Below are 21,555 nucleotides of genomic sequence, written 5' to 3'. Positions count from 1 at the left end.
GTTTACTGCCGTGATCGGCGCGTGAATCAAACCTCGCGCGCCAATCCCGCACAGGCTCGCGCACTGCTGACGGTTGCCTTCGGCCCGTCAGCAGTTGCGTTGGTCATCATTGCGGCAATCGTCTTGGTGCAGTTGGTGATCGCCAACAGCGATATGACCGGGACGTTCGGTGCGGTGGCCAGCATGTGGCTGGGCACGCACCTGGTACCGATCTCCATCGGTGGGCGAGTCATCGAGGTGCTGCCGTTATTGCCGACCGCGGCGATGGTGTGGGGCGTCGCCCGGACCGTGGCCTCGACCATCGCCCCGACCGCGTCCTGGTACGTGATTCGGTGGGTGATCGCCTCGGCGCTCGCCGGACCCCTGCTCATGACGGCGATATCGCTGGCGATCATCCACGACGCGTCGACGGTGCTGACGCAGCTGCAATCGCCGAACGCCTTGCGCGCCTTCGGCTCCGTCCTCGGCGTGCACTCGGCGGGGGCCATTGCCGGCGTCGTGACGCGAGTCGGCAGGCGGCTTGCGCTCGTGCTACAGCTGCCGGCCTGGCCGATCGAGGCCGCCCGCGGCGCAGTCGCGGGTGTGCTTGCGCTGTTCGGGCTGTCGGCGGCCGTTACGGCCGGGTCACTGGTGGTGCATTGGGCGACGATGGATCAGCTGTACTCGGTCACCAACGATTTCGTGGGCCAGCTGAGCCTGACGCTGCTGGCGATCCTCTACGCGCCCAACGTGATTCTCGGGTCCTGTGCGCTGGCGGTCGGATCCAGCGCACACGTGGGCACCGCGACCTTCAGCGCGTTCGCGGTGTTCGGCGGCCAGCTGCCGGCGGTACCGATCCTGGCAGCGGTCCCCACGCCACCGCTTGGTCCGGCCTGGGTGGCGCTGATGATCATCGGTGCGGTATCCGGGGTGGCCGTCGGCCAACAGTGCGCACGCCGCCCCGCGCCGTGGCCCACCGCGATCCACAAGGTGGTGACGGCGGCGCTGCTCGCGGCAACCTTCCTGGCGATTCTCGGAAAGCTCGCCGGCGGACAGTTGGGGAACTTCGGGCGACTGGGGATCGACCAGGGCACGTTCGGCCCCGGAGTGTTTTTCTGGTTCTTGGTCATCGGCCTGTTGACGGTGTTCATGCTGGGCGGGGCGACCCGGTTGCCCGCCAGGGCGCGGCTCGCACCAGAACCCGAACCCGACTCGGAGCCCGAACCGGCAATGGAACCAGAACCAGAACCGGAGACGGAACCGGAACCGGAACCGGAGATTGATGCGGAGCCGGAATTGGATTCCGAGCCCGAGCCCGAGCCCGAATCGGAGACGACGGGCGACTCCGAGATCGAGCCCAGCGACCCTCCGGAAACAGCCAAGTGACCAGCCCGGCTACGCTCAGCGGCGTGTCGGAACCCGATCCTCTTCGCGCGAGTGGCTCATCGACGCCCGGTCAGTCGGTCGAGATCGCGCCATCTGCCCCTGCGCGGGTCGTGGTTCTGGCTTCCGGTACCGGCACCCTGCTGCGTTCGCTTCTTGACGCGGCCGCGGGCGATTTCCCCGCGCGGATTGTCGCGGTGGGCACCGACCGGGAATGCGCCGCCCTCGACATCGCCACCGGCGCCGAGCTCCCCAGCTACACGGCGCGACTTGCAGATTACGAGTCTCGCGAACAATGGGACGCCGCGATCACCGAGGCGACCGCTGTGCACCGGCCGGACCTCGTGGTGTCCGCCGGATTCATGAAAATACTTGGACCACGGTTTCTTTCGCAGTTCCTGGGCCGGGTGATCAATACCCACCCCGCGCTGCTGCCATCTTTTCCCGGCGCGCACGCCGTGCCGGAGGCATTGGCTCACGGGGTCAAGGTCACCGGTTGCACCGTGCATCTGGTCGATGCCGGGATGGACACCGGGCCGATTCTCGCTCAGCAGCCCGTCCCCGTGCACGAGGATGATGACGAGGCGAGCCTGCATGAACGCATCAAGGTGGTGGAACGGGCGCTGCTGGTAGATGTGCTGGCCGCGGTCGCCACCAGAGGTTTGACATGGAACGGAAGAAGGGCCTCCATCAAGTGAGTACGCAGCGTCCCGTACGTCGGGCATTGATCAGCGTCTACGACAAGACCGGACTGGAAGAGCTCGCCAGCGGGCTCCACGCCGCGGGTGTGGAACTGGTATCCACCGGATCCACTGCGAAAACTATTGCAGCTGCCTCAATTCCGGTGACGCCGGTGGAAGAGGTCACCGGGTTTCCGGAGGTGCTGGACGGTCGGGTAAAGACCTTGCACCCACACGTGCACGCCGGCGTGCTGGCCGATACCCGCCGCGAGGAGCACCTCACCCAACTTGAGGAGTTGGGTGTCAAGGGCTTCGAACTGGTGGTGGTCAACCTCTACCCGTTCGCCGCGACGGTGGCTTCGGGTGCCTCCGAGGACGAATGCGTCGAGCAGATCGACATCGGCGGACCCTCTATGGTGCGCGCCGCGGCCAAGAACCATCCGAGTGTGGCCGTTGTCGTCGACCCTGCGTCATACGGTGAGGTGCTTACCGCCGTCGGCGCCGGGGGATTCACCTTGGAGGCACGGAAAGTGCTGGCAGCCAAGGCATTCCGGCACACCGCCGAATATGACGTGGCCGTCGCCGGTTGGTTGTCCGGTGTCGCGGAACCCGAGGATGCGGCGCTGCCCTCGTGGATCGGCGGGACGTGGAATCGTTCGGCGGTGCTGCGCTACGGCGAGAACCCGCACCAGCAGGCGGCGCTGTATGTGGGTGCCGCGGGGCATGGCCTGGCGCAGGCCGAGCAGTTGCACGGAAAAGAGATGTCGTACAACAACTACACGGATGCCGACGCCGCGTGGCGCGCCGCGTGGGATCAGGAAAAGGCATGCGCGGCCATCATCAAGCACGCCAACCCGTGCGGTATCGCGGTATCGGATCTCTCGATTGCCGACGCGCACCTCAAGGCCCACGAGTGTGATCCGTTGAGTGCGTTCGGCGGTGTGATCGCCGTCAACCGCGAGGTGAGCGTGGAGATGGCCGAGCGGGTCGCCGACATCTTCACCGAGGTGATCGTCGCCCCGGGATATGCGGACGGTGCCGTCGAGGTGCTCAGCCGCAAGAAGAACGTGCGTCTGCTGCGGGCGGCCGAGCCGCAATCCGGATGCACCGAGTGGCGTCAGATCAGCGGTGGCCTGCTGGTGCAGGAGCGCGATGCGCTCCACGCAGAGGGCGACAATCCGGCCAACTGGACGCTGGTGGCGGGTGCCGCTGCCGATGCGGATACCTTGGCGGACTTGGTGTTTGCATGGAAGGTGGGACGGGCGGTCAAGTCCAACGCGATCGTCATCGCCACCGGCGGCGCCACCATCGGCGTGGGCATGGGGCAGGTCAACCGGGTCGATGCGGCACGGCTGGCGGTGTCTCGCGGCGGGGATCGGGTTACCGGTGCGGTAGCGGCCTCGGATGCGTTCTTCCCGTTCCCCGACGGCCTGGAGGTGCTGACGCAGGCCGGGGTGCGCGCGATTGTTCACCCGGGCGGTTCGATGCGCGACGAGTTGGTGACCGATGCCGCCAAGGCCGCGGGAATCACGTTGTACACCACCGGAGCACGCCACTTTGCCCACTAGAGCGCAATAAATAGGGGAGCCAATGGTTCAGCCCAGTTTGGATTGGCCGGGCGAGCCACTGCGCTCGCTGGTGTGGACGCTGCAGGCCTGGGTGATCACCATGGTGGTCTTCCTTGTGGTGGCCTTCGTCATCGCCCGCTTCACCCAATGGGGACAACAGTTCTGGCGGGTCAACGTGCCCTTCTTCTGGGGGCGCGAGACCTGGCGCACCTGGGCGCTGTTGGCGTTCATGATGTGGCACACCGTGTACATGGCGCGCGTGACGGTCATCTTCACGTACCAGTACAAGGACCTGATGAATGCGCTGCAGGTTGGTTCGGAGGCGCTGGTCACGCATGATTCCGCGCTGCTGGCCGATGCGCGTCACGCCTTCTTCACCTCGTTCGCGATCAGCGGGGTGCTGGTAGTCCTGACCGTGACGTACACGGTGGTGGATCTGTTCCTACGGCGAGTCTTCGCCATCAGATGGCGGGTATGGCTCAACACGCGTCTCGTCGACGACTGGATGAGCAAGGATGCCTTCTACCGCAATCGATTTCTCGATACCCCGGTGGAGAACCCGGACCAACGTATCCAGATCGATATCGAGACGCACACCACGAAGTCGGTGGACCTGACGCTCGGTGCGGTAAACAAGACGCTGCTGATCGTCATGTTCACCGGGGTGTTGTGGCAGCTGTCCGGGCCGCTGCTGCTGGGAGACTTCGAGATTCCACGGGCCATGGTGTTCATCGCGTTCGTCTTCTCGATCGCGGTGACCGTGATCGCGTTCTGGATCGGGCGCCCGCTGGTCCGGTTGAACTTCTTGAACGAGCGATTCAGCGCGAGTTTTCGCTATGCGTTGGTGCGGCTGCGCGATAGTGCCGAGCGGGTGGCGTTCTACCGCGGTGGCGAGCGCGAACGCCGGCTGCTGCATTCGCGTTTCAACGAGATCATCGCGAACATGTGGCGCATTGTCTTCGCGCAGCTGCGGCTCAACGGGTGGAACCGGGGCGTCGGCGATGTGACCACCGGGATGATTCCCTACGCGGTGCAAGCGCCTCGATTCTTCGCCGGGCAGATCAAGGTCGGCGATCTGTTGCAGACGGTGGCGGCGTTCGGAAATGTTTGTGGCGCAATGTCCTTCTTCAGGGATGCCTATGACGAGTTCACCGTGTATCGGGCCGCGCTGTTGCGTATCGACCAGATGCTGGACAGCGACCATCGCGCACGGGAGTTGCCGCGCATCGACGTGGCCGATGCAGACGACGGCCTGACTCTCTCCGACGTACAGGTTCTGGACCTGCAGGGGCGCGACATGATCGCCGACCTGAATCTGACGCTGACCGCGGGCGGCAGCGTTGTGGTGAAGGGCCCGTCGGGATGCGGGAAGACCACCCTGCTACGCAGCCTGGCGCAGTTGTGGCCGCAGACCTCGGGGTTGGTGGCCCGGCCCGACGGGTGGGCCACCCTGTTCTTGCCCCAGCTGCCCTATCTACCGTTGGGCAACCTGCGCGAGACTGTCGTCTATCCGCTGCCGGTGGAGGAAGTTTCGGATGACGAGCTGAAGCAGGCGCTGCGGGACGTAGCCCTGGGGCATCTCACCGAACGGCTGGATGAGGAGGCCGATTGGGCCGCCGTGCTCTCACCGGGGGAGCAGCAGCGGGTGTCCTTCGTGCGGGTGCTGTTGGTGCGGCCGAAGGTGGTGTTCCTCGACGAGTCCACCTCGGCTCTGGACGAGGGGCTCGAGGACGCGATGTACGCGCTGGTGCGCGAACGGCTACCCGAATGTGTCGTGGTCAGCGTCGGCCATCGGTCGACGATCGACCACCACCACCAGTCACGGTTGGAGTTGACCGGGAACGGCGACTGGGAGCTCGTCGCGCTTCCCGGTTAACAAGGGCAGATACTGCGGGAACTTTTGGCTACGCCCGTGCGACTGATCTAGTGACGGCGCCCGCGGGCTGGGCGTGTGTCAGCCGCGGTGGCTCCACGCGACGGATGTCCCCGCGGTGTTCTGTTCAGTTGGCAGTAAACCGTCACACGAAAGGAACCGCCATGCGCGACATCGCTGTAGAGATCGTTGTTGAGGACGATGAAATCGTCACTGCGACGGAAATGGTTGCCAGCCACTAAGAGTGGATGCCGAGGGCGGGTGGTCGACCCATTGGCCGCCCGCCCCTCGTCGCAAGCATGGAGGCGAAATAGTGTTCGTCCAGGACCCGCGTTGGCGTCAGTTCGTCGCTGACCATGCCCCTCGTTACGAGGAAACGGTCTTCCTGCCCGCGCTGGTTGCGGCTCCCCGGGGAATCACCGAACGAATCACGGCGGCAGTGGCTACAGCGACCACCAGCGGCGCAAAAGGATTGCGGCTACGCGGATTCCGGGGTAGCGAGTTCGATTTCAGGCTTACCGAGAACCTCTCGCGTACCCCGCCGCGAGACGATCAGTCATTGACCGAGTGGCTCGCCGACTCCGCTGACAGCCGTCCCGCGTGCGTCGCCATCAACGATGTCTCCTCGTGGGACCTGGGCCTTGCCGCACTCGCGCGGTCCGTGGTGCGCAGCCTCACGCCCGACCGAGATCTGGTGTCCGGCGCGGATATCTACACCTTTATCGCCGATGTGGAGTGGACGCCGTTCGGAATACACAAGGACGACGAGCCGTCACTGATCTTCCATCTGGGCCCCGGCCACAAGGAACTCTGGGTATGGCCCGCGGATGGCATCGACCCACACCAGTTGTTCGAGAACCCGTCGCTGGGCAAGGTGTCATTCGACTTCGATCGCCTCCTGCCCGGAGCCAGCCACTACGTCTTGCGTCCGGGTGACTTCGTGTGCATTCCGCGAGGGCGCTACCACCTGTTCCGCAACACGGGCCCCTCGGTGTTCCTGGGGGTCACGCTCTTTCCGCCCGATATCCGAAAATCATTCGCGGACTTGCTGATCGACCATTTCGGTGCCCGGCTCGACGCGGCGGGCGAGCCAGCTAGCTTCGACGATGTGCAGCGGCTGGTGCTGGAGACCCTCCAGATCCCCGAGGCGCTATCGGAATTACCGGCGACCATGGCACTCGCGGCGGCCAAACAGCGCACCGCTGGGTATCTGCGCGCGCCGAAGGTGGCAGCGTTGAGAACCGGCGACGCTCCCGTTGATGCCGCGTACGGCTGGGCCTACCCGGGCGTGGTGGAGTGTGTCGTCGGCACGGACCGAACCCACCTCGTGGCCCGTGGCCGGGATATCGCCTTCGGCGGCGTCGTGAATCTTGATGAACTTCTAGCATTCACCGGCGAGTTCACCCTGAACGATCTTGACGCCGTTCTTGCGGCCGAACTGGATGTCGATCGCCGGCGCCAGGTGGTGAACGCGCTGTGGCGGTTCGGCGCTCTCGATCTTGTTAGCGCTCTTCCAGCGACTCGCGCCGCTTGCGCCGCTTCCGCTTGACGTTCACGCCACCCCATAGCGAGAAGCCCTTGACGGTCACGTGCGGGGCGCCCTGCACACCAACGCCGCTCGCCGAGTGATCAAAGCCGCCCATCACCGCGATGCCCGTGACGTCCACGTTGAGCTCCGGCGGCAGCAGGATCGTCTGCCCGCCCATGATGGAGAAGGAGCGGATCTCCACCTCGTTGGAGGTGAAATCGGCGTAGCGCAGATCCAGCACACCGCCACCCCACAGCGCGAAGGAGGTGAGCTTGCCGGGAACATTCCACCGGCCGCGCCGTTCGAATCCGCTCATGATGGCCATCAGCACCGTCGAGGGCGCTGGCTTGCTGCCTTGACCCCGAACTGGGGAAGTGGCGACGGCGGGAAGGTCCGCGCTGAGCTGATCAAGCTCACCATAGGTGTTTGCCGAGTACACCTTGGCGAGCCGCTCCTCAAACTCCGAGAGTTCTAGCCGACCCTGCGCGGCAGCGTCGGATAACAGCTGCGCCACACGCATGCGATCGGCGTCTGCGGCCCGCATCGATGCGGTCACCCGCTCAGGGAGGTTGCTCATCACCGCCGAGCCTACGACGAACGGCGCATAAAGGCACGCCGTTCAATCGTGTTGCTCAGCGCACTACATCCGTAGTGACGTCTGGTTCACACCTGCCAGGCAGGAGGCCGCTTCTGCAGGAACGCCAACATGCCCTCCTGCGCCTCGGCAGATACGAACAAACGAGCCGAGGTTTCCGTCAACTCGACTGCACGAGCGTCGAAATCCGCGAGGATCGGCGCGGTCGTCAGTCTCTTGGACTCGGCCAGCCCCTGCGGCGAGCCGAGCGCGATGTCATCCACCAACGACGTGACCGCTGCCTCGACAGCTTCGGCGCTGTCGACGGACTTTGTCACCAAACCGATCTCCGCGGCCACCCGCGCGTCGAACTTCTCGCCGGTGACGAAGTAGCGTCCGGCCGCGCGGCCGGTGAGCCGGGGCAGCAGCGTCAGCGAGATGATCGACGGCGCTACCCCAATGCGTGCCTCGGTGAGGGCGAAGGTGCTGTCCGGTCCCGCCACCGCGATATCCGCGGCGCCCACCAGGCCGAAGCCGCCGGCCCGCACATGGCCGTTGACGGCGATGATGACGGGCAGAGACAGCTCCAGGATGTCGCGCAGCAGCGCGGTGAGTTGCCCGGCCCGATCCTTGGCGATGTCCTGCGGATCGGCCGAACCTTCCGATGCCTCAGAGAGATCGGCGCCGGCGCAGAACGTGTTGCCGGTATGGGTGAGCACCACGGTCCGCACGGTCTGATCGGCGGCGGCGCGCTGCAATCCCTCCCGCAACTGCCGTACCAGCCCGCTGGACAACGCATTACGGTTATGCGGCGAGTCGAGCGTCAGGCGGGCGGCGCGGCCCTCTACCTCGTACTGGACCAGGGTCTCGGATTCTTTCGCCATTCGGCGGACCTTTCCTTTGTGTGGATCAGTACGAATGTGTGGATCAGTACGAACGAGGCAGGCCGAGGGATGTCTGCGCGACGAAGTTGAGGATCATCTCCCGGCTCACCGGGGCGATACGCCCGAAACGGGACAGATTCAGCAGCGGGGCCACCCCGTACTCGGTCGTCAAACCGTTGCCACCTAGGGATTGCACGGCACGGTCCGCGGCGCGGCAGGCCACATCGGCGGCGGCGTACTTGGCCATGTTGGCGGCCTCCGCGGCACCCCAGTCGTCGCCACAGTCGTACAGCGTGGCGGCCTTCTGCATCATGAGCTTGGCCAGCTCCAGCTCGACCTTGATCTCGGCCAGCGGGTGCGCGATGGCCTGGTGTGCACCGATGGGTGTCTTCCACACCTGGCGGGTCTTCACGTACTCGGTAGCCTTGCCGAGTGCCAGCCGGGTCAGGCCAACGCCACTGGCAGCACCCATGATTCGTTCCGGGTTCAGGCCGGCGAACAGCTGCATGAGCGCGGCGTCCTCGGATCCGACGAGGGCGTTGGCGGGCACGCGCACATCATCAAGGAACACCTGGAACTGCTGTTCGGCCAGTGTCAGCTGCATGTCGATGGGGGTGTACTCGAAGCCCTTGGTGTCGGTGGGCACCACGAAGAGCGCGGGCTTGAGCTTGCCGGTCTTCGCCTCCTCGGTGCGGGCCACCACGAGGACGGCCTTGGCCTCGTTGACGCCGGAGATGAAGACCTTGCGCCCGTTGAGGATCCAGTCGCCGCCATCGCGCTTGGCGGTGGTGACGATGTTGTGCGAATTGGATCCGGCATCGGGCTCGGTGATGGCGAAGGCCATGGTGAAGGTGCCGTCGGCCATGGCCGGGAGCCAGTTCTTCTTCTGCTCATCGGTGCCGTATCGGGCGATGATGGTGGCATTGATGGCGGGGGATACGACCATCATCAGCAGCGCACATCCTGCCGCCGAGAGTTCCTCGAACACCAGCGACAGCTCGTACATGCCGGCACCGCCGCCGCCGTACTCCTCGGGGATATTGACGCCCAGGAAGCCGAGCTTGCCTGCCTCGTTCCACAATTCGGTGAGGGGAGTGTGGGTCTTCGCCTTCTCCAGGTAGTACTCGTGGCCGTAGCTGGAGGCCAGTGAAGCCACCGCTTGCCGCAGGGCCTTGCGCTCATCGGATTCGACGTAGGGGTTGAGAGGGGTCATGTTGGCTCTCCTTCTGTGTTGGCATCAGCGGTCAGCTGGGCAAGTACGGTGCCGAGCTCTACTTGTTGTCCGGGTTCGACATTGAGGATCTCGATGACGCCGTCGGCGGGGGCAGCGATGGTGTGCTCCATCTTCATGGCCTCCAGCCAGACGATGGGCGTCCCCGCGGTCACGGTGTCACCCACGGCGGCGCCGAGACGCAGCACGACACCGGGCATCGGTGCGATGAGTGAGCCTGCCGCCACTTCGGTGCTGGGGTCGGTAAACCGGGGCACCACAGTCAGTGCCACCGGACCGAGCGGCGAGTCGATGTCGACGGAATCTCCGTAGTTCGCGATATCGAACCCTCGGCGGACACCGTCGATCACGAGTGCCACGTGTTCCGGTGTTGCCGAGACCAGTTCGATAGCGGGCCACGCAGTGTCGGCTGTGCTGTCGAGTTCCAGGCCGGTGCGGGTCAGCCGGTACCGGACGCCGATGGTGCTCTCGCCCGCGGTGAACTCCTTGCTCTGGAATCCCGACGACGGGCCCCGCAGGTTGCGCCAGCCACTCGGAACCGCGGCGCAGGCCACCGCCGAAGCGCGGTTCGCGGCGGCATCGGCCAGGGCGGCGGCGAGGGCCGAATACTGGTGCGCCGCTTCGTCAGCCAGAGGTTTGGCCAGCGTGTCCAGGCCGTGTTTGTCCAGGAACGAGGTATCGGTATCGCCATCCAGGAACGCCGGATGGCGCAATACGTTGACCAGCAGGTCGCGGTTGGTGGTCAGCCCATGAATGCGGGCGCGTTCCAGCGTCGACGCCAACAACCGCGCGGCCTCGGTGCGGGTCGGTGCGACCGTGATCACCTTGGCGAGCATCGGGTCGTAATGCACCGACACCACGCTGCCGTCGACGATGGTCGAGTCCAGGCGGATCCCGTTACGCCCGGGGTGCCCGGGGACGTGGAATTCCGCGGCGGACCCCGGTATGTCGAAGCGCCGCACGGTGCCACTTTGCGGCTGCCACCCGGCCGCGGGGTTCTCCGCGTACAGGCGCGCCTCGATCGAATGGCCCTGGATGGCAGGCGGTTCGGCGGGCAACCTGGCGCCGTCTGCCACCTGGATCTGCAAAGCCACCAAGTCCAGACCGGTGGTGCACTCGGTGACGGGATGCTCCACTTGCAGACGGGTATTCATCTCAAGGAAGAAGAATTCACCGTCCTCGGTGGCCAGGAACTCCATGGTTCCGGCGCCGGCATATCCGATGGCCGTCGCGGCGGTGCGGGACGCCTCGTAGAGCCGCTCGCGCATGCCGTCGACCCGGTTCACCAGTGGCGAGGGTGCCTCTTCGATGACCTTCTGATGACGGCGCTGGATGGAACATTCACGCTCACCCACGGCCCACACGGTGCCATGGGTGTCGGCCATCACCTGTACTTCGATGTGCCGGCCGGTACCCAGGTAGCGCTCACAAAAGACGGTCGGATCACCGAATGCCGACTGCGCTTCCCGTTGTGCGGCAGCGATTTCCGCAGGGAGTTTGTCGAGCTCGGAAACAATCCGCATGCCACGCCCGCCGCCACCGGCGGAGGCCTTGACCAGTACCGGGAGCTCAGCGGCGGTGACGGTCTCCGGGTCCAGTTGGCCCAGCACCGGTACACCGGCGGAATCCATCAGTTTCTTGGACTCGATCTTGGAGCCCATCGATTCGATGGCGGCGACCGGCGGGCCTATCCACGTGAGGCCGGCGTCAGCCACGGCCCGCGCGAAATCGGCATTCTCGGAGAGGAATCCGTAACCGGGGTGGATGGCGTCGGCGCCGGTGGCCTTGGCCGCGGCGATGATGAGCTCGCCGCGCAGGTAGGTCTCGGCACTGGAGGTTCCGGGGAGATGAACCGCGGCATCGGCCTCGGACACGTGCGGACTGTCGGCATCGGCGTCCGAGTAGACGGCAACCGTGCCGAGCCCCAGCTTGCGGCAGGTGGCGAAGACGCGACGAGCGATCTCGCCGCGGTTGGCAACGAGAACGGAGGTGATTGAAGGCGTGGAAAGTTCCGGCATCGTTTTCAACCTCTCACATCCGGAAGACGCCGAAGTTCGACGTCCCCTCGATCGGCCCATTGGCAATGGCGGACAAGCACATACCGAGTACCGCACGGGTATCACGAGGATCGATGACCCCGTCGTCGTACAAGCGGCCGGACATGAACATGGGGAGCGACTCGGCTTCGATCTGTGCCTCGATCGCGGCCCGCATGGCGGCATCTGCGTCCTCGTTGACCGCCTGACCTCGTGCCGCCGCGGCAGCACGGCTCACGATGGAGATGACACCGGCCAACTGGGTGCCGCCCATCACCGCCGACTTGGCGCTGGGCCACGCGAAGAGGAATCGTGGGTCATAGGCGCGGCCGCACATGCCGTAGTGGCCAGCACCGTAGGAAGCCCCGACGATCAGCGACAGATGCGGCACCGTCGAGTTGGACACCGCATTGATCATCATCGAGCCGTGCTTGATCATGCCGCCCTCTTCGTACTCCTTGCCCACCATGTATCCGGTGGTGTTGTGCACGAAGAGAAGTGGCGTGTTGGTCTGGTTGGCCAGCTGGATGAACTGGGTTGCCTTCTGAGCTTCCTCGCTGAACAGCACGCCCCGCGCGTTGGCGAGGATGCCGATGGGGTAGCCGTGCAGACGTGCCCATCCGGTGACCAGTGATGACCCGTACTGTTCCTTGAACTCGTCGAATTCGGAACCGTCGACGACGCGTGCGATCACCTCGCGCGGATCGAACGGGATACGCAGATCTCCCGGCACGATGCCGAGCAGCTCATCCTGGTCGGCAAGCGGTTCGATCACCGCGGCCGGTTTAGGTCCCTTTTTGACCCAATTGAGGCGCGAAACGATCTGGCGCCCGAGGCGTACCGCGTCCTGCTCGTCGACCGCCAGATAGTCGCCCAAACCGGAAACCCGGGAGTGCATTTCGGCACCGCCCAGGGATTCGTCGTCGGACTCCTCACCGGTGGCCATCTTGACCAGCGGGGGACCGGCGAGGAAGACCTTGGAGCGCTCCTTGATCATCACCACGTGATCCGACATGCCGGGGATGTAGGCGCCGCCGGCCGTGGAGTTTCCGAACACCAGGGCGATCGTTGGTATGCCCGCGGCCGAAAGCCGCGTGAGGTCGCGGAACATTTGTCCGCCCGGTACGAACACTTCCTTCTGTGTGGGGAGGTCCGCGCCGCCTGATTCCACCAGTGAGATCACGGGCAAGCGATTCTTGAAGGCAATATCGTTGGCCCGCAGAACTTTACGCAATGTCCAAGGGTTGCTGGTGCCGCCCTTGACGGTGGGGTCGTTGGCTACGATCATGCATTCGACGCCCTCGACCACGCCGATACCGGTGACCAGCGAGGCGCCGACGGTGAAATCGCTGCCCCAGGCTGCGAGCGGGCATAGCTCCAGGAACGGCGAGTCGGGGTCGATCAAGAGCTCGATGCGCTCGCGTGCCAGCAGCTTGCCGCGTTCGTGGTGGCGGGCAACGTATTTCTCGCCGCCGCCGGCGAGGGCCTTGGCGGTTTCGGCATTGACCTCGGCCAGCTTGGTCGCCATGGCTTCGGCCGCGGCCTGGTACTCGGGCGAGTTGGTGTTGACGGCGCTGCGCAGGATGGTCACGACTGGTACCCCAGAAGCTTGGCGGCCAGCGAGGTGAGGATTTCAGTGGTGCCGCCACCGATCCCGATGATGCGCATATCGCGGTACTGCCGCTCGATCTCGCTCTCGGTCATGTACCCCATGCCTCCGAATAACTGGACACCCTGATTGGCCACCCATTCGCCGGCCTCGACTGCGGTGTTCTTGGCGAAGCACACCTCGGCGATCAGGTTGGTCTCACCCGCGATGGCCCGGTCGACCAGTGCGTGTGTGTACACGCGTGCGACGTCGACCCGGCGCGCCATCTCGGCCAGGGTGTTCTGCACCGACTGACGGGAAATGAGTGGCCGCCCGAATGTCTCCCGATTCCGGCACCATTCCACGGTCAGGTCCAGGCAGCGCTGCGCGCTCGAATATGCCTGGGCGGCAAGGCCGATGCGCTCCGATACGAAGGCTCCGGCGATCTGTGCGAATCCGGTGTTCTCGCCACCCACCAGGTTCTCGGCGGGCACGCGCGCATCGGTGAAGGACAGCTCGGCGGTATCCGAGGAGCGCCAGCCCATCTTGTCGAGCTTGCGGGCCACCTCGAATCCTGGTGTGTCCTTGTCGATCAGCAGCAGCGAGACGCCGGCCGCGCCCGACCCGCCGGTGCGGACCGCGGTGACCACATAGTCGGCGCGCACACCGGAAGTGATGAAGGTCTTGGCGCCGTTGACGATGTAGTGGTCGCCGTCCCGCTTGGCCGACGTCGTCAGGTGCCCGACATCGGACCCGCCGCCCGGCTCGGTGATGGCCAGTGAGCCGATCAGGTCGCCGGCCAGCGTCGGCTTCACGTAAGTGTCGATGAGCCGCTGGTCGCCGGAAGCGATTATGTGTGGCGTGGAGATGCCGCAAGTGAACAAGGAGGCGAACACGCCGCCGGGCACACCGGCGTAGTGCAGCTCCTCGCACACGATGACTGGATCGATGGCGTCGCCGCCACCGCCGCCTACTTCCTCGGGTGCGCCGGGTCCGAGCAGACCCAGATCGCCCGCCTTGCGGTGCAATTCGCGGGGGAGCAGTCCCTCCCGCTCCCACTCGTTGGCATTCGGCAGGATCTCGCGCTCGGCGAAGTCACGTACCGTCTCCCGAAGTGCCTTGCGCTCGGGCGTGTTCCAGGAACTCATTGCGCTCACTTGCTCGCTTTCAGGAGTGATTCGGGGATGTCGATCTCGCGGGCACGCAGCCATTCGCCAATGCCCTTGGCCTGTGGGTCGAATCGGGCCTGATAAGCCACGCCCTTGCCCAGGATGTCTTGGATGACGAAGTTCACGGCCCGCAGCTTGGGCAGCAGGTAGCGGGCCACCTCCAGCTGCTCGGTTTCCGGCAGCAACTCGCGTAGTGCATCGACAGTCAAAGCGTGTGCAAGCCAGCGGTATTCATCGTCGGTGCGCACCCAGACGCCGACATTGGCGCTGCCGCCCTTGTCGCCGCTGCGCGCGCCGGCGACAGTTCCCAGCGGAACCCGTCGCACTGGTCCGGCAGGTAGCGGTTCGGGCAGGGCCGCCGCGGGGGCGTCGGCCAGCGGCTGTGTCCGCGACGCCTGAGCGATATCGATCCGCGAGCCGTCGGCCAGTACCGCCACATGCGGAACCTTTTCCGCGGGGACGTATCCGGGCGTGAACACGCCGTACGGCTCGCCGTCCTTGGGAGGTGTGGTGACGTGGAAACCGGGGTAGCTCGCCAGCGCCAGCTCCACCGCCGCGTTGGAGAACTGCCGGCCCACCTTGTTCGGATCGGCATCGCGCACCATGACGTGCAGCAGCGCGCTGGCGGCCTGCTCGGTGTCGGCATTCGGGTGATCGGTGCGTCCCAGCGTCCACTGGATGTCCTGTGGAGGGGACGACAGCGCGGACTCGAGCTGCTTGCGGGTCAGATCCGCCTTGGCGTCGATGTCCAATCCGGTCAGTACGAAGGTCATCTGGTTGCGGAAGCCGCCGATGGCATTGAGCGACACCTTCAGATCCGGTGGCGGTGCCTCGCCCGTCGCGCCCGAGACGCGCACACGATCCGGACCGTCAGCGTCGAGCTGCAGGGTATCCAGGCGGGCGGTGACATCCGGGTTCGCGTACCGGCCCCCGGTGATCTCATAGAGCAGCTGCGCGGTGACGGTGCCCACGCTGACCGCGCCGGCCGTGCCCTCGTGCTTGGTGATCACGGACGATCCGTCCTCATATACCTCGGCCAGCGGGAAGCCCGCGTGCGAGAGGTCGGGGATTTCGGTGAAGAAGGCGTAATTGCCTCCGGTGGCCTGAGTGCCGCATTCGATGATGTGCCCGGCGGCGACCGCGCCGGCCAGCTTGTCGTAGTCGTCGCGGCGCCAGCCGAAGTGCGCGGCGGCAGGGCCGACGATCACCGAGGCGTCGGTGACCCGACCGGTGACCACGACGTCGGCTCCGGAGTTGAGGCATTCCACGATGCCCCAGGCGCCGAGGTAGGCGTTGGCGGTCAGGGGCGATCCGAGCCCGAGCTCGGCGGCGCGGGCCAGGAGGTCATCGCCCTCGACATGCGCGACGTTGGTCTGGATGCCCAGCTTGTCGGAGAGGGCCCGGATCGCGTCCGCCAGACCGGCGGGGTTGAGCCCGCCGGCGTTGGCGACGATGCGCACACCCTTGTCCTGGGCCAGCCCCAGGCACTGCTCGAGCTGACGCAGGAAGGTCTTGGCGTAGCCGCGCTCGGGGGCCTTGGCGCGGTCGCGGCCGAGGATGAGCATGGTCAGCTCGGCGAGATAATCGCCGGTCAGATAGTCGAGCTCACCGCCGGTGAGCATCTCGTGCATGGCCGATATCCGGTCTCCGTAGAAGCCTGAACAGTTCCCAATTCGTACCGGCGCAGTAGTCACGATTCCTGATCCTCTTCGCGCTTGCGGCTCATCGGAAGTCCTCTCGAGGTCGGCGTCGACTGCTCGTGCGCTGCCAAATTACCTCACCCGCCAAAACGTCAATCTAGCGGTCCAACCAAGTGGTTGGCCGAGCTGCGGCGGTTGCCTCGACACGCCGTCTTATGGTGAGAAAATGCGATACGAATCCGCCATCACGCGGCGTGTCGGCGCGGAGCGGTGGGGGCAAATTTGCAGCTCATGTCCGCTACCGGCTATCGTGTGCTGATTGTCGCTCGCTGCGCCCAACATGCTGGCGCGGCGCGGGCGAATGACACAGAAACCTGAGAATTAAGGAGAGGGCGCGACCATGGCCGTCCCCAAGCGGAGAATGTCCCGCTCCAATACCCGTAGCCGGCGCGCGCAGTGGAAGGCCACCGCCACTGAGCTGGTCAACGTCACTGTCGGCGGACAGAACCACAAGGTTCCCCGTCGTCTGCTCAAGGCTGCCCGCCTCGGGCTCATCGATCTCGACCGTCGCTGAACACTGAGAGAGCCGATTCTCAGGCTTCCTCAGTAATATCTCAGCCGCACGGTTAACACTGGTCCCTGTGCGAATTCTTGTAGTCGATGACGACCGGGCTGTGCGCGAGTCGTTGCGACGATCTCTTTCCTTCAATGGGTACTCGGTGGATCTCGCCGAGGACGGTGTCGATGCGCTCAACTCCATAGCCAACGATCGTCCTGACGCGTTGGTGCTCGACGTGATGATGCCCAAGCTCGACGGCCTTGAAGTGTGCCGTCGCTTGCGCAGCACGGGGGACGACCTGCCCATCCTGGTCCTCACCGCCCGCGATTCGGTCTCGGAACGCGTGGCCGGACTCGATGCGGGCGCCGACGACTACCTCCCCAAGCCCTTCGCGCTGGAGGAGCTTCTGGCCCGGATGCGCGCGCTGCTGCGCCGCACCACCGTCGACGAGTCGGCCGACGCTGCGACGCTCAGCTTCGGTGACCTCACTCTGGACCCCATCACCCGCGAGGTGCACCGCGGCACCCGGTCGATCAGCCTGACCCGCACGGAATTCGCGCTGCTGGAAATGCTGATGGCCAACCCACGACGGGTACTTACGCGCAGCCGCATCCTCGAAGAGGTGTGGGGGTTCGACTTCCCAACGTCGGGTAACGCCCTTGAGGTATACGTCGGCTACCTGCGACGCAAGACCGAGGCCGAGGGAGAGCTCAGGCTCATCCACACCGTCCGCGGTGTTGGCTACGTGCTGCGGGAGACCCCTCCGTAATCCTTATGGCGACACTACGAATGCCGAGGCGGATGCGGGGCTCCAGCACGGCAATATTTTCTCCGCTGCGGGCAACCAGCTCATCGGTATCGTTGCGCTGGCGCGTGATGCTGCTCGCCATGTCCATGGTGGCGATGGTCGTGGTGCTCATGGCCGTTGCGTCATACCTGCTGGTATCCACCGCGTTGTACCGCGATGTCGACAAGCAGCTCAACGATCGCGCCAACCTGCTGATCGGCAGCGGCTTGCTGTCGGTGGATCCACGCCGCGCCATCGAAGGCACCGCGTATTCGGCCGATGTCAACGCCAAGCTGATCTTCCCGGGGCTCATCACGTTCTCGGCGACACAGCAGGGGCAGACCATCCCCTATGGCGCGCCGGAGCAGGCGGTAACCCGCGGCGAGCTGGAGCAGTCGATGCGCACCGTGAATCACCAACGCGTGCTTGCCCTTCGGTTGGACAACGGCAGCACGCTGATCATGGCCAAATCACTCGACCCCACCGATACGGTGCTGCGGCGGCTGGGGTGGGTACTGCTGATCGTCGGTGGCGTGGGCGTCGCGGTGGCAGCCGCGGCCGGAGCCATGGTGGCCGGTACCGGGTTGCGTCCCGTGGCCAGGCTTACCGATGCCGCCGAGCGGGTGGCCAGAACCGATGACCTGCGCCCCATCGCGGTCACCGGCAGCGACGAGTTGGCCCGACTCACCATCAGTTTCAACACGATGCTGCGCGCCCTGGCGGAATCGCGCGATCGCCAGGCGCGTCTGGTGACCGACGCGGGCCACGAGCTGCGCACCCCGCTCACGTCGTTGCGCACCAATACCGAGCTCCTGATGGCCGCCATGCAGCCGGGTGCCCCGCGTCTGCCCGACGAAGAGATGGAGGCGCTGCAGCGCGATGTGATCGCCCAAATCGAGGAGTTGTCCACGCTGGTGGGCGATTTGGTTGATCTAGCGCGCGGCGACGGCGCCGATATCGTGCATGAGCCGGTCGATATGGTCGAGGTGGTGGAGGGCACGCTCGAACGAGTTCGCCGCCGCCGCAACGATATTGAATTCGACGTCATCCTGCAGCCCTGGCAGGTGTACGGCGACGCGGCGGGATTGTCGCGAGCGGTTCTCAACCTGCTGGACAACGCGGCCAAGTGGAGCCCATCGGGTACCGCGGTATCGGTGCGGCTGGCCCAGGTTGACGCCGCCCATGCCGAGCTCGTCATCTCTGATCGCGGCCCGGGAATCCCGCCTGCCGAACGAGACCTGGTCTTTGAGCGGTTCTACCGGGCCACCCCGGCACGGGGAATGCCGGGATCCGGTTTGGGGTTGGCCATCGTCAAGCAGGTAGTGCTGAAACATGGTGGCGCCATTAAGGTCGAGGAGACTGATCCCGGTGCAGTGATCGACGGTGAACCGGCTCCCGGAACCTCCATGCACGTGCTTCTGCCGGGCCGACCCGGACCCATCGGAGCGCCACACATGGGCGATACGGCCGGTCGCCGGAAGTCTGTGCCGAACGCGAGGGAGATCTCAGTGGATTCTCAGTCCGTTCCGGCAGCGTGGCACTCAAGCTAGACGATCCCGAACGCCTATGAAGGACTGGTGAGGAAGCAGCTATGACTAACGACCCCCATGGCAGCTGGGCATACCGGCCGTCCGGCCCTTACTCGGGGCAACAACATGGGCATCAGGCGCCGACCCATCACGCGCAGTCCGGCCATCATTACCCGGGGCAGGCATACGGCTACACCTCGCAGCAGCCGAGTCAGCAGCGTCCGGATCAGCAGCCGCAGCATCAGTCGCAGCCCAAAGGGCGAAGCGGCGGAGGACTTGTGGTCGGTGCCGTCGTTCTGGCGCTGGTCTCCGGTGGTCTGGGTGGCACGGTGGGCGCCGTCGTCGCCGACCGCCAGCACAAGTCGCCCGCCGTCACCAGCAGCAGCGGGCTGACCCCGATCGCGCCGGGGCGCGCGCCCTCCGCTCAGCCGGTCGCCGCGTTACCCGCGGGATCGGTGGAACAGGTTGCGGCCAAGGTGCTTCCGAGCGTCGTCAAGCTCGAGACAATCATGGGCCGTTCCAGCGAAGAGGGTTCCGGGGTGGTCCTATCCGCTGACGGATTGGTGCTCACCAATGCTCACGTCGTGCAAGCGGCGGGCGATCCCGGAGCCAAGACCACGGCCACCATCCAGGGCGGAAAGACCTCGCCGTTCACAGTGGTGGGAATCGACCCCGCCACCGATATCGCCGTGGTCCGGGTCACCGGAGCCTCGGGCCTGACGCCCGTCGCGATCGGTTCATCCGCGAATCTCGTTGTAGGCCAGTCGGTTGTCGCGATCGGATCCCCGTTGGGCCTCGACGGCACGGTCACCACGGGCATCGTCAGCTCGCTGAACCGTCCGGTGTTCACGGCGGGGCAGGCCGGTAATCAGGACACCGTGCTGGATGCCATTCAGACCGACGCCGCCATCAACCCGGGTAACTCCGGTGGCGCGCTGGTCAACCTGAACGGCGAACTGGTCGGCATCAACTCCGCGATCGCGACCATGGGTGGCGACTCCAGCGGCGAGACGCAGGGCGGATCGATCGGCCTCGGCTTTGCGATTCCGGTCGACCAGGCCAAGCGCATCGCCGATCAGCTGATCTCGAACGGCCACGCCACCCACGCCTCGCTGGGCGTCCGGGTAGGCAATGACAAGGAGACGCAGGGCGCCAGGATCGTGGAAGTGGTCGCCGGTGGCGCCGCCGAGAAGGCCGGCATACCCAATGGTGCTGTCGTCACCAAGGTGGACAACCGGCCGGTGAACAGCGCCGATGGACTTGTGGCGGCGGTGCGGTCCAAGGCGCCCGGTGACAAGGTCACGCTCACGTACACCGACGGCAACGGCGGACCGGAGAAGACCGCGGACGTGACACTGGGTGAGGTCGCCCGATGACTCAGGTGTCCCTGCGAGCGGTTACCGTTGCTTCCATGACAGAGCTTGAGGTGGGACCGGTGGGGCGATCTCTGGTCGTCATCGTCAACGACAGAACAGCGCATGGTGATCAGGACACCAGCGGTCCGCTCGTCACCGAGTTGCTCTCGGAGGCCGGATTCGTGGTTGACGGTGTGGTGGTTGTCGAGGGTGACCTCTCGGAGATTCAGAACGCGGTGAACACCGCGGTGATCGGTGGTGTGGACCTGGTGGTGACTGTCGGTGGCACCGGCGTGACGCCCCGTGATGTCGCCCCCGAGGCGACACAGCCGCTGCTTGACCGTGAGTTACTCGGCATCGCGGAGGCCATCAGGTCGTCCGGCCTCGCAGCGGGCGTCGCCGAGGCGGGCCTGTCGCGCGGTGTCGCGGGCATTTCGGGTAGCACCCTGGTGGTCAATGTGGCCGGCACCCGCGCCGCGGTGCGCGATGGGATGGCAACGGTGACGCCGATGGCAATTCAGATCATCGAGCAACTATCCAGCCTGGAGATCTGAGCGGGTGTCCAGCCCGGACACTCCGGATTGTGACCTTCGTCACAAAAATGGCGGAGAAGGAACAAGCGTCAGCAATGCGGACATCGACCGGATCTTCGGTCAGACCATGCCGTCGCTGGGCCCAGATGAACGCGACGTGAACGATTCCCGTGGCACACGCGAGGGCGATCGGTGGTTGTGCGATAACGTTCCACCCCACCATGGCTAGGGTATTTCGGCATATCTGACGTGTAAACCAAGCAGGTCGCAAGGTCTGGATACCCGTCCGGGGTGCCGGTTCTCCTGGGGCTCTCCATTGTTTTCCAGCAAAGCGTTCGGTCGCTTGATCGTTAACCTTGCCGATGCCTTGGGTTTGGCTAACTTCAGGCTCACTGGCCTACCTGGAGGCGGGTGATGTCGGCGATATCAGAATGATCCTTCAGATTGCCGCGCCGTCACCGTGCCGATATCGTCCTTCTGTCCGTCGCTTAGGAAATTCTCATGTTCGCCATGAGGGGACTGATAGGAACAGAATGAAGCTGTTGAGCAAGGTATCGGGCTGGGCCCGCCGCGGTGTGTTGGCGGTCGGCGCGCTGCTCATGACTCTTGTTGCTCTCATTGCGACGACGGCGACGGCGCATGCAGGTCTGGACGATGAA

18 protein-coding genes and 1 pseudogene are annotated in these 21,555 nt (G+C 65.3%); 12 read left to right on the top strand and 7 right to left on the bottom strand.

The features are described from left to right. Positions 1-21: 21 nt before the first annotated feature. The 5 genes from B4393_RS09930 (at position 22) to B4393_RS09910 (ending at position 7,032) form a co-directional block, all read left to right on the top strand. On the top strand, positions 22-1,365 hold the full coding sequence (locus B4393_RS09930) for a cell division protein PerM (RefSeq protein ID WP_078334029.1): 1,344 nt from the start codon (positions 22-24) through the stop codon (positions 1,363-1,365). Continuing rightward, a complete protein-coding gene (purN, locus tag B4393_RS09925; RefSeq protein ID WP_078334028.1) occupies positions 1,362-2,060 on the top strand; it encodes a phosphoribosylglycinamide formyltransferase in 699 nt (232 codons plus the stop codon). Before B4393_RS09930 ends, purN begins: the two co-directional genes overlap by 4 nt. Next, a complete protein-coding gene (gene purH, locus B4393_RS09920) occupies positions 2,030-3,610 on the top strand; it encodes a bifunctional phosphoribosylaminoimidazolecarboxamide formyltransferase/IMP cyclohydrolase (protein ID WP_109558330.1) in 1,581 nt (526 codons plus the stop codon). Before purN ends, purH begins: the two co-directional genes overlap by 31 nt. A gap of 22 nt (positions 3,611-3,632) precedes the next feature. Continuing rightward, positions 3,633-5,486 carry an ABC transporter ATP-binding protein/permease gene (locus tag B4393_RS09915; RefSeq protein WP_078334026.1) on the top strand — a complete coding sequence of 618 codons (1,854 nt, stop codon included), beginning with the start codon at positions 3,633-3,635 and terminating at the stop codon, positions 5,484-5,486. A gap of 310 nt (positions 5,487-5,796) precedes the next feature. Then, complete coding sequence (locus tag B4393_RS09910) at positions 5,797-7,032, top strand: hypothetical protein (RefSeq protein WP_078334409.1); 1,236 nt, start codon at positions 5,797-5,799, stop codon at positions 7,030-7,032. Here the strand turns inward: B4393_RS09910 and B4393_RS09905 are convergent. From B4393_RS09905 to B4393_RS09875, 7 genes are all read right to left on the bottom strand, one after another. Continuing rightward, positions 6,986-7,588: a DUF1707 SHOCT-like domain-containing protein gene (locus B4393_RS09905; RefSeq protein WP_078334025.1), complete on the bottom strand. Its 603-nt coding sequence runs from the start codon at positions 7,586-7,588 to the stop codon at positions 6,986-6,988. The genes B4393_RS09910 and B4393_RS09905 overlap by 47 nt on opposite strands. 86 nt (positions 7,589-7,674) lie before the next feature. Beyond that, on the bottom strand, positions 7,675-8,469 hold the full coding sequence (locus tag B4393_RS09900; protein WP_078334024.1) for an enoyl-CoA hydratase family protein: 795 nt from the start codon (positions 8,467-8,469) through the stop codon (positions 7,675-7,677). 43 nt (positions 8,470-8,512) lie between these two features. Then, a complete protein-coding gene (locus B4393_RS09895) occupies positions 8,513-9,682 on the bottom strand; it encodes an acyl-CoA dehydrogenase family protein (protein WP_078334023.1) in 1,170 nt (389 codons plus the stop codon). Continuing rightward, positions 9,679-11,718, bottom strand: a complete 2,040-nt coding sequence (locus tag B4393_RS09890) for an ATP-binding protein (protein WP_078334022.1) — start codon at positions 11,716-11,718, stop codon at positions 9,679-9,681. The genes B4393_RS09895 and B4393_RS09890 overlap by 4 nt, the downstream gene beginning before the upstream one ends. A 13-nt stretch (positions 11,719-11,731) precedes the next feature. Further along, complete coding sequence (locus B4393_RS09885) at positions 11,732-13,327, bottom strand: acyl-CoA carboxylase subunit beta (RefSeq protein WP_078334021.1); 1,596 nt, start codon at positions 13,325-13,327, stop codon at positions 11,732-11,734. After that, positions 13,324-14,472: an acyl-CoA dehydrogenase family protein gene (locus B4393_RS09880; protein ID WP_078334408.1), complete on the bottom strand. Its 1,149-nt coding sequence runs from the start codon at positions 14,470-14,472 to the stop codon at positions 13,324-13,326. The genes B4393_RS09885 and B4393_RS09880 overlap by 4 nt, the downstream gene beginning before the upstream one ends. Before the next feature lie 5 nt (positions 14,473-14,477). Further along, complete coding sequence (locus B4393_RS09875) at positions 14,478-16,187, bottom strand: acyclic terpene utilization AtuA family protein (RefSeq protein WP_078334020.1); 1,710 nt, start codon at positions 16,185-16,187, stop codon at positions 14,478-14,480. A 346-nt stretch (positions 16,188-16,533) separates the two neighbouring features. Between B4393_RS09875 and rpmF the strand changes: the two genes are divergently transcribed. The 7 genes and pseudogenes from rpmF to B4393_RS09840 all read left to right on the top strand — a co-directional run. Then, positions 16,534-16,707, top strand: coding sequence for a 50S ribosomal protein L32 (gene rpmF, locus B4393_RS09870; protein WP_070936410.1), 174 nt, complete (start codon positions 16,534-16,536; stop codon positions 16,705-16,707). 67 nt (positions 16,708-16,774) lie between these two features. Further along, the gene (locus B4393_RS09865) at positions 16,775-17,461 is read left to right on the top strand and encodes a response regulator transcription factor (RefSeq protein WP_070936408.1); all 687 of its coding nucleotides are present in this window, start codon (positions 16,775-16,777) and stop codon (positions 17,459-17,461) included. 32 nt (positions 17,462-17,493) lie between these two features. Further along, positions 17,494-19,029 (top strand): HAMP domain-containing sensor histidine kinase, encoded by a 1,536-nt coding sequence (locus B4393_RS09860; protein ID WP_078334019.1) that lies wholly within the window; start codon positions 17,494-17,496, stop codon positions 19,027-19,029. 41 nt (positions 19,030-19,070) lie between these two features. Then, positions 19,071-20,384 (top strand): trypsin-like peptidase domain-containing protein, encoded by a 1,314-nt coding sequence (locus B4393_RS09855; RefSeq protein ID WP_078334018.1) that lies wholly within the window; start codon positions 19,071-19,073, stop codon positions 20,382-20,384. Positions 20,385-20,419: 35 nt separating this feature from the next. Further along, positions 20,420-20,917, top strand: a complete 498-nt coding sequence (locus B4393_RS09850) for a MogA/MoaB family molybdenum cofactor biosynthesis protein (protein ID WP_070936404.1) — start codon at positions 20,420-20,422, stop codon at positions 20,915-20,917. 4 nt (positions 20,918-20,921) lie between these two features. Beyond that, complete coding sequence (locus B4393_RS28060) at positions 20,922-21,125, top strand: hypothetical protein (RefSeq protein WP_078334017.1); 204 nt, start codon at positions 20,922-20,924, stop codon at positions 21,123-21,125. 304 nt (positions 21,126-21,429) lie between these two features. Further along, positions 21,430-21,555, top strand: a pseudogene (locus B4393_RS09840) (MspA family porin); the annotation flags it as partial.

It is taken from the genome of Mycobacteroides franklinii, assembly GCF_002013895.1.
Lineage (GTDB): Bacteria > Actinomycetota > Actinomycetes > Mycobacteriales > Mycobacteriaceae > Mycobacterium > Mycobacterium franklinii.
This window is presented reverse-complemented; position numbering and strand designations above follow the sequence as displayed.

What these genes read in the sequence shown, in the direction of transcription:
- purH (WP_109558330.1), top strand. Translation starts at nt 2,030, where the DNA reads ATGGAACGGAAGAAGGGCCTCCATCAAGTGAGTACGCAGCGTCCCGTA.
- B4393_RS09915 (WP_078334026.1), top strand. Translation starts at nt 3,633, where the DNA reads ATGGTTCAGCCCAGTTTGGATTGGCCGGGCGAGCCACTGCGCTCGCTG.
- B4393_RS09905 (WP_078334025.1), bottom strand. Translation starts at nt 7,588, where the DNA reads ATGAGCAACCTCCCTGAGCGGGTGACCGCATCGATGCGGGCCGCAGAC.
- B4393_RS09900 (WP_078334024.1), bottom strand. Translation starts at nt 8,469, where the DNA reads ATGGCGAAAGAATCCGAGACCCTGGTCCAGTACGAGGTAGAGGGCCGC.
- B4393_RS09895 (WP_078334023.1), bottom strand. Translation starts at nt 9,682, where the DNA reads ATGACCCCTCTCAACCCCTACGTCGAATCCGATGAGCGCAAGGCCCTG.
- B4393_RS09890 (WP_078334022.1), bottom strand. Translation starts at nt 11,718, where the DNA reads ATGCCGGAACTTTCCACGCCTTCAATCACCTCCGTTCTCGTTGCCAAC.
- B4393_RS09880 (WP_078334408.1), bottom strand. Translation starts at nt 14,472, where the DNA reads ATGAGTTCCTGGAACACGCCCGAGCGCAAGGCACTTCGGGAGACGGTA.
- rpmF (WP_070936410.1), top strand. Translation starts at nt 16,534, where the DNA reads ATGGCCGTCCCCAAGCGGAGAATGTCCCGCTCCAATACCCGTAGCCGG.
- B4393_RS09860 (WP_078334019.1), top strand. Translation starts at nt 17,494, where the DNA reads ATGCGGGGCTCCAGCACGGCAATATTTTCTCCGCTGCGGGCAACCAGC.
- B4393_RS09855 (WP_078334018.1), top strand. Translation starts at nt 19,071, where the DNA reads ATGACTAACGACCCCCATGGCAGCTGGGCATACCGGCCGTCCGGCCCT.
- B4393_RS09850 (WP_070936404.1), top strand. Translation starts at nt 20,420, where the DNA reads ATGACAGAGCTTGAGGTGGGACCGGTGGGGCGATCTCTGGTCGTCATC.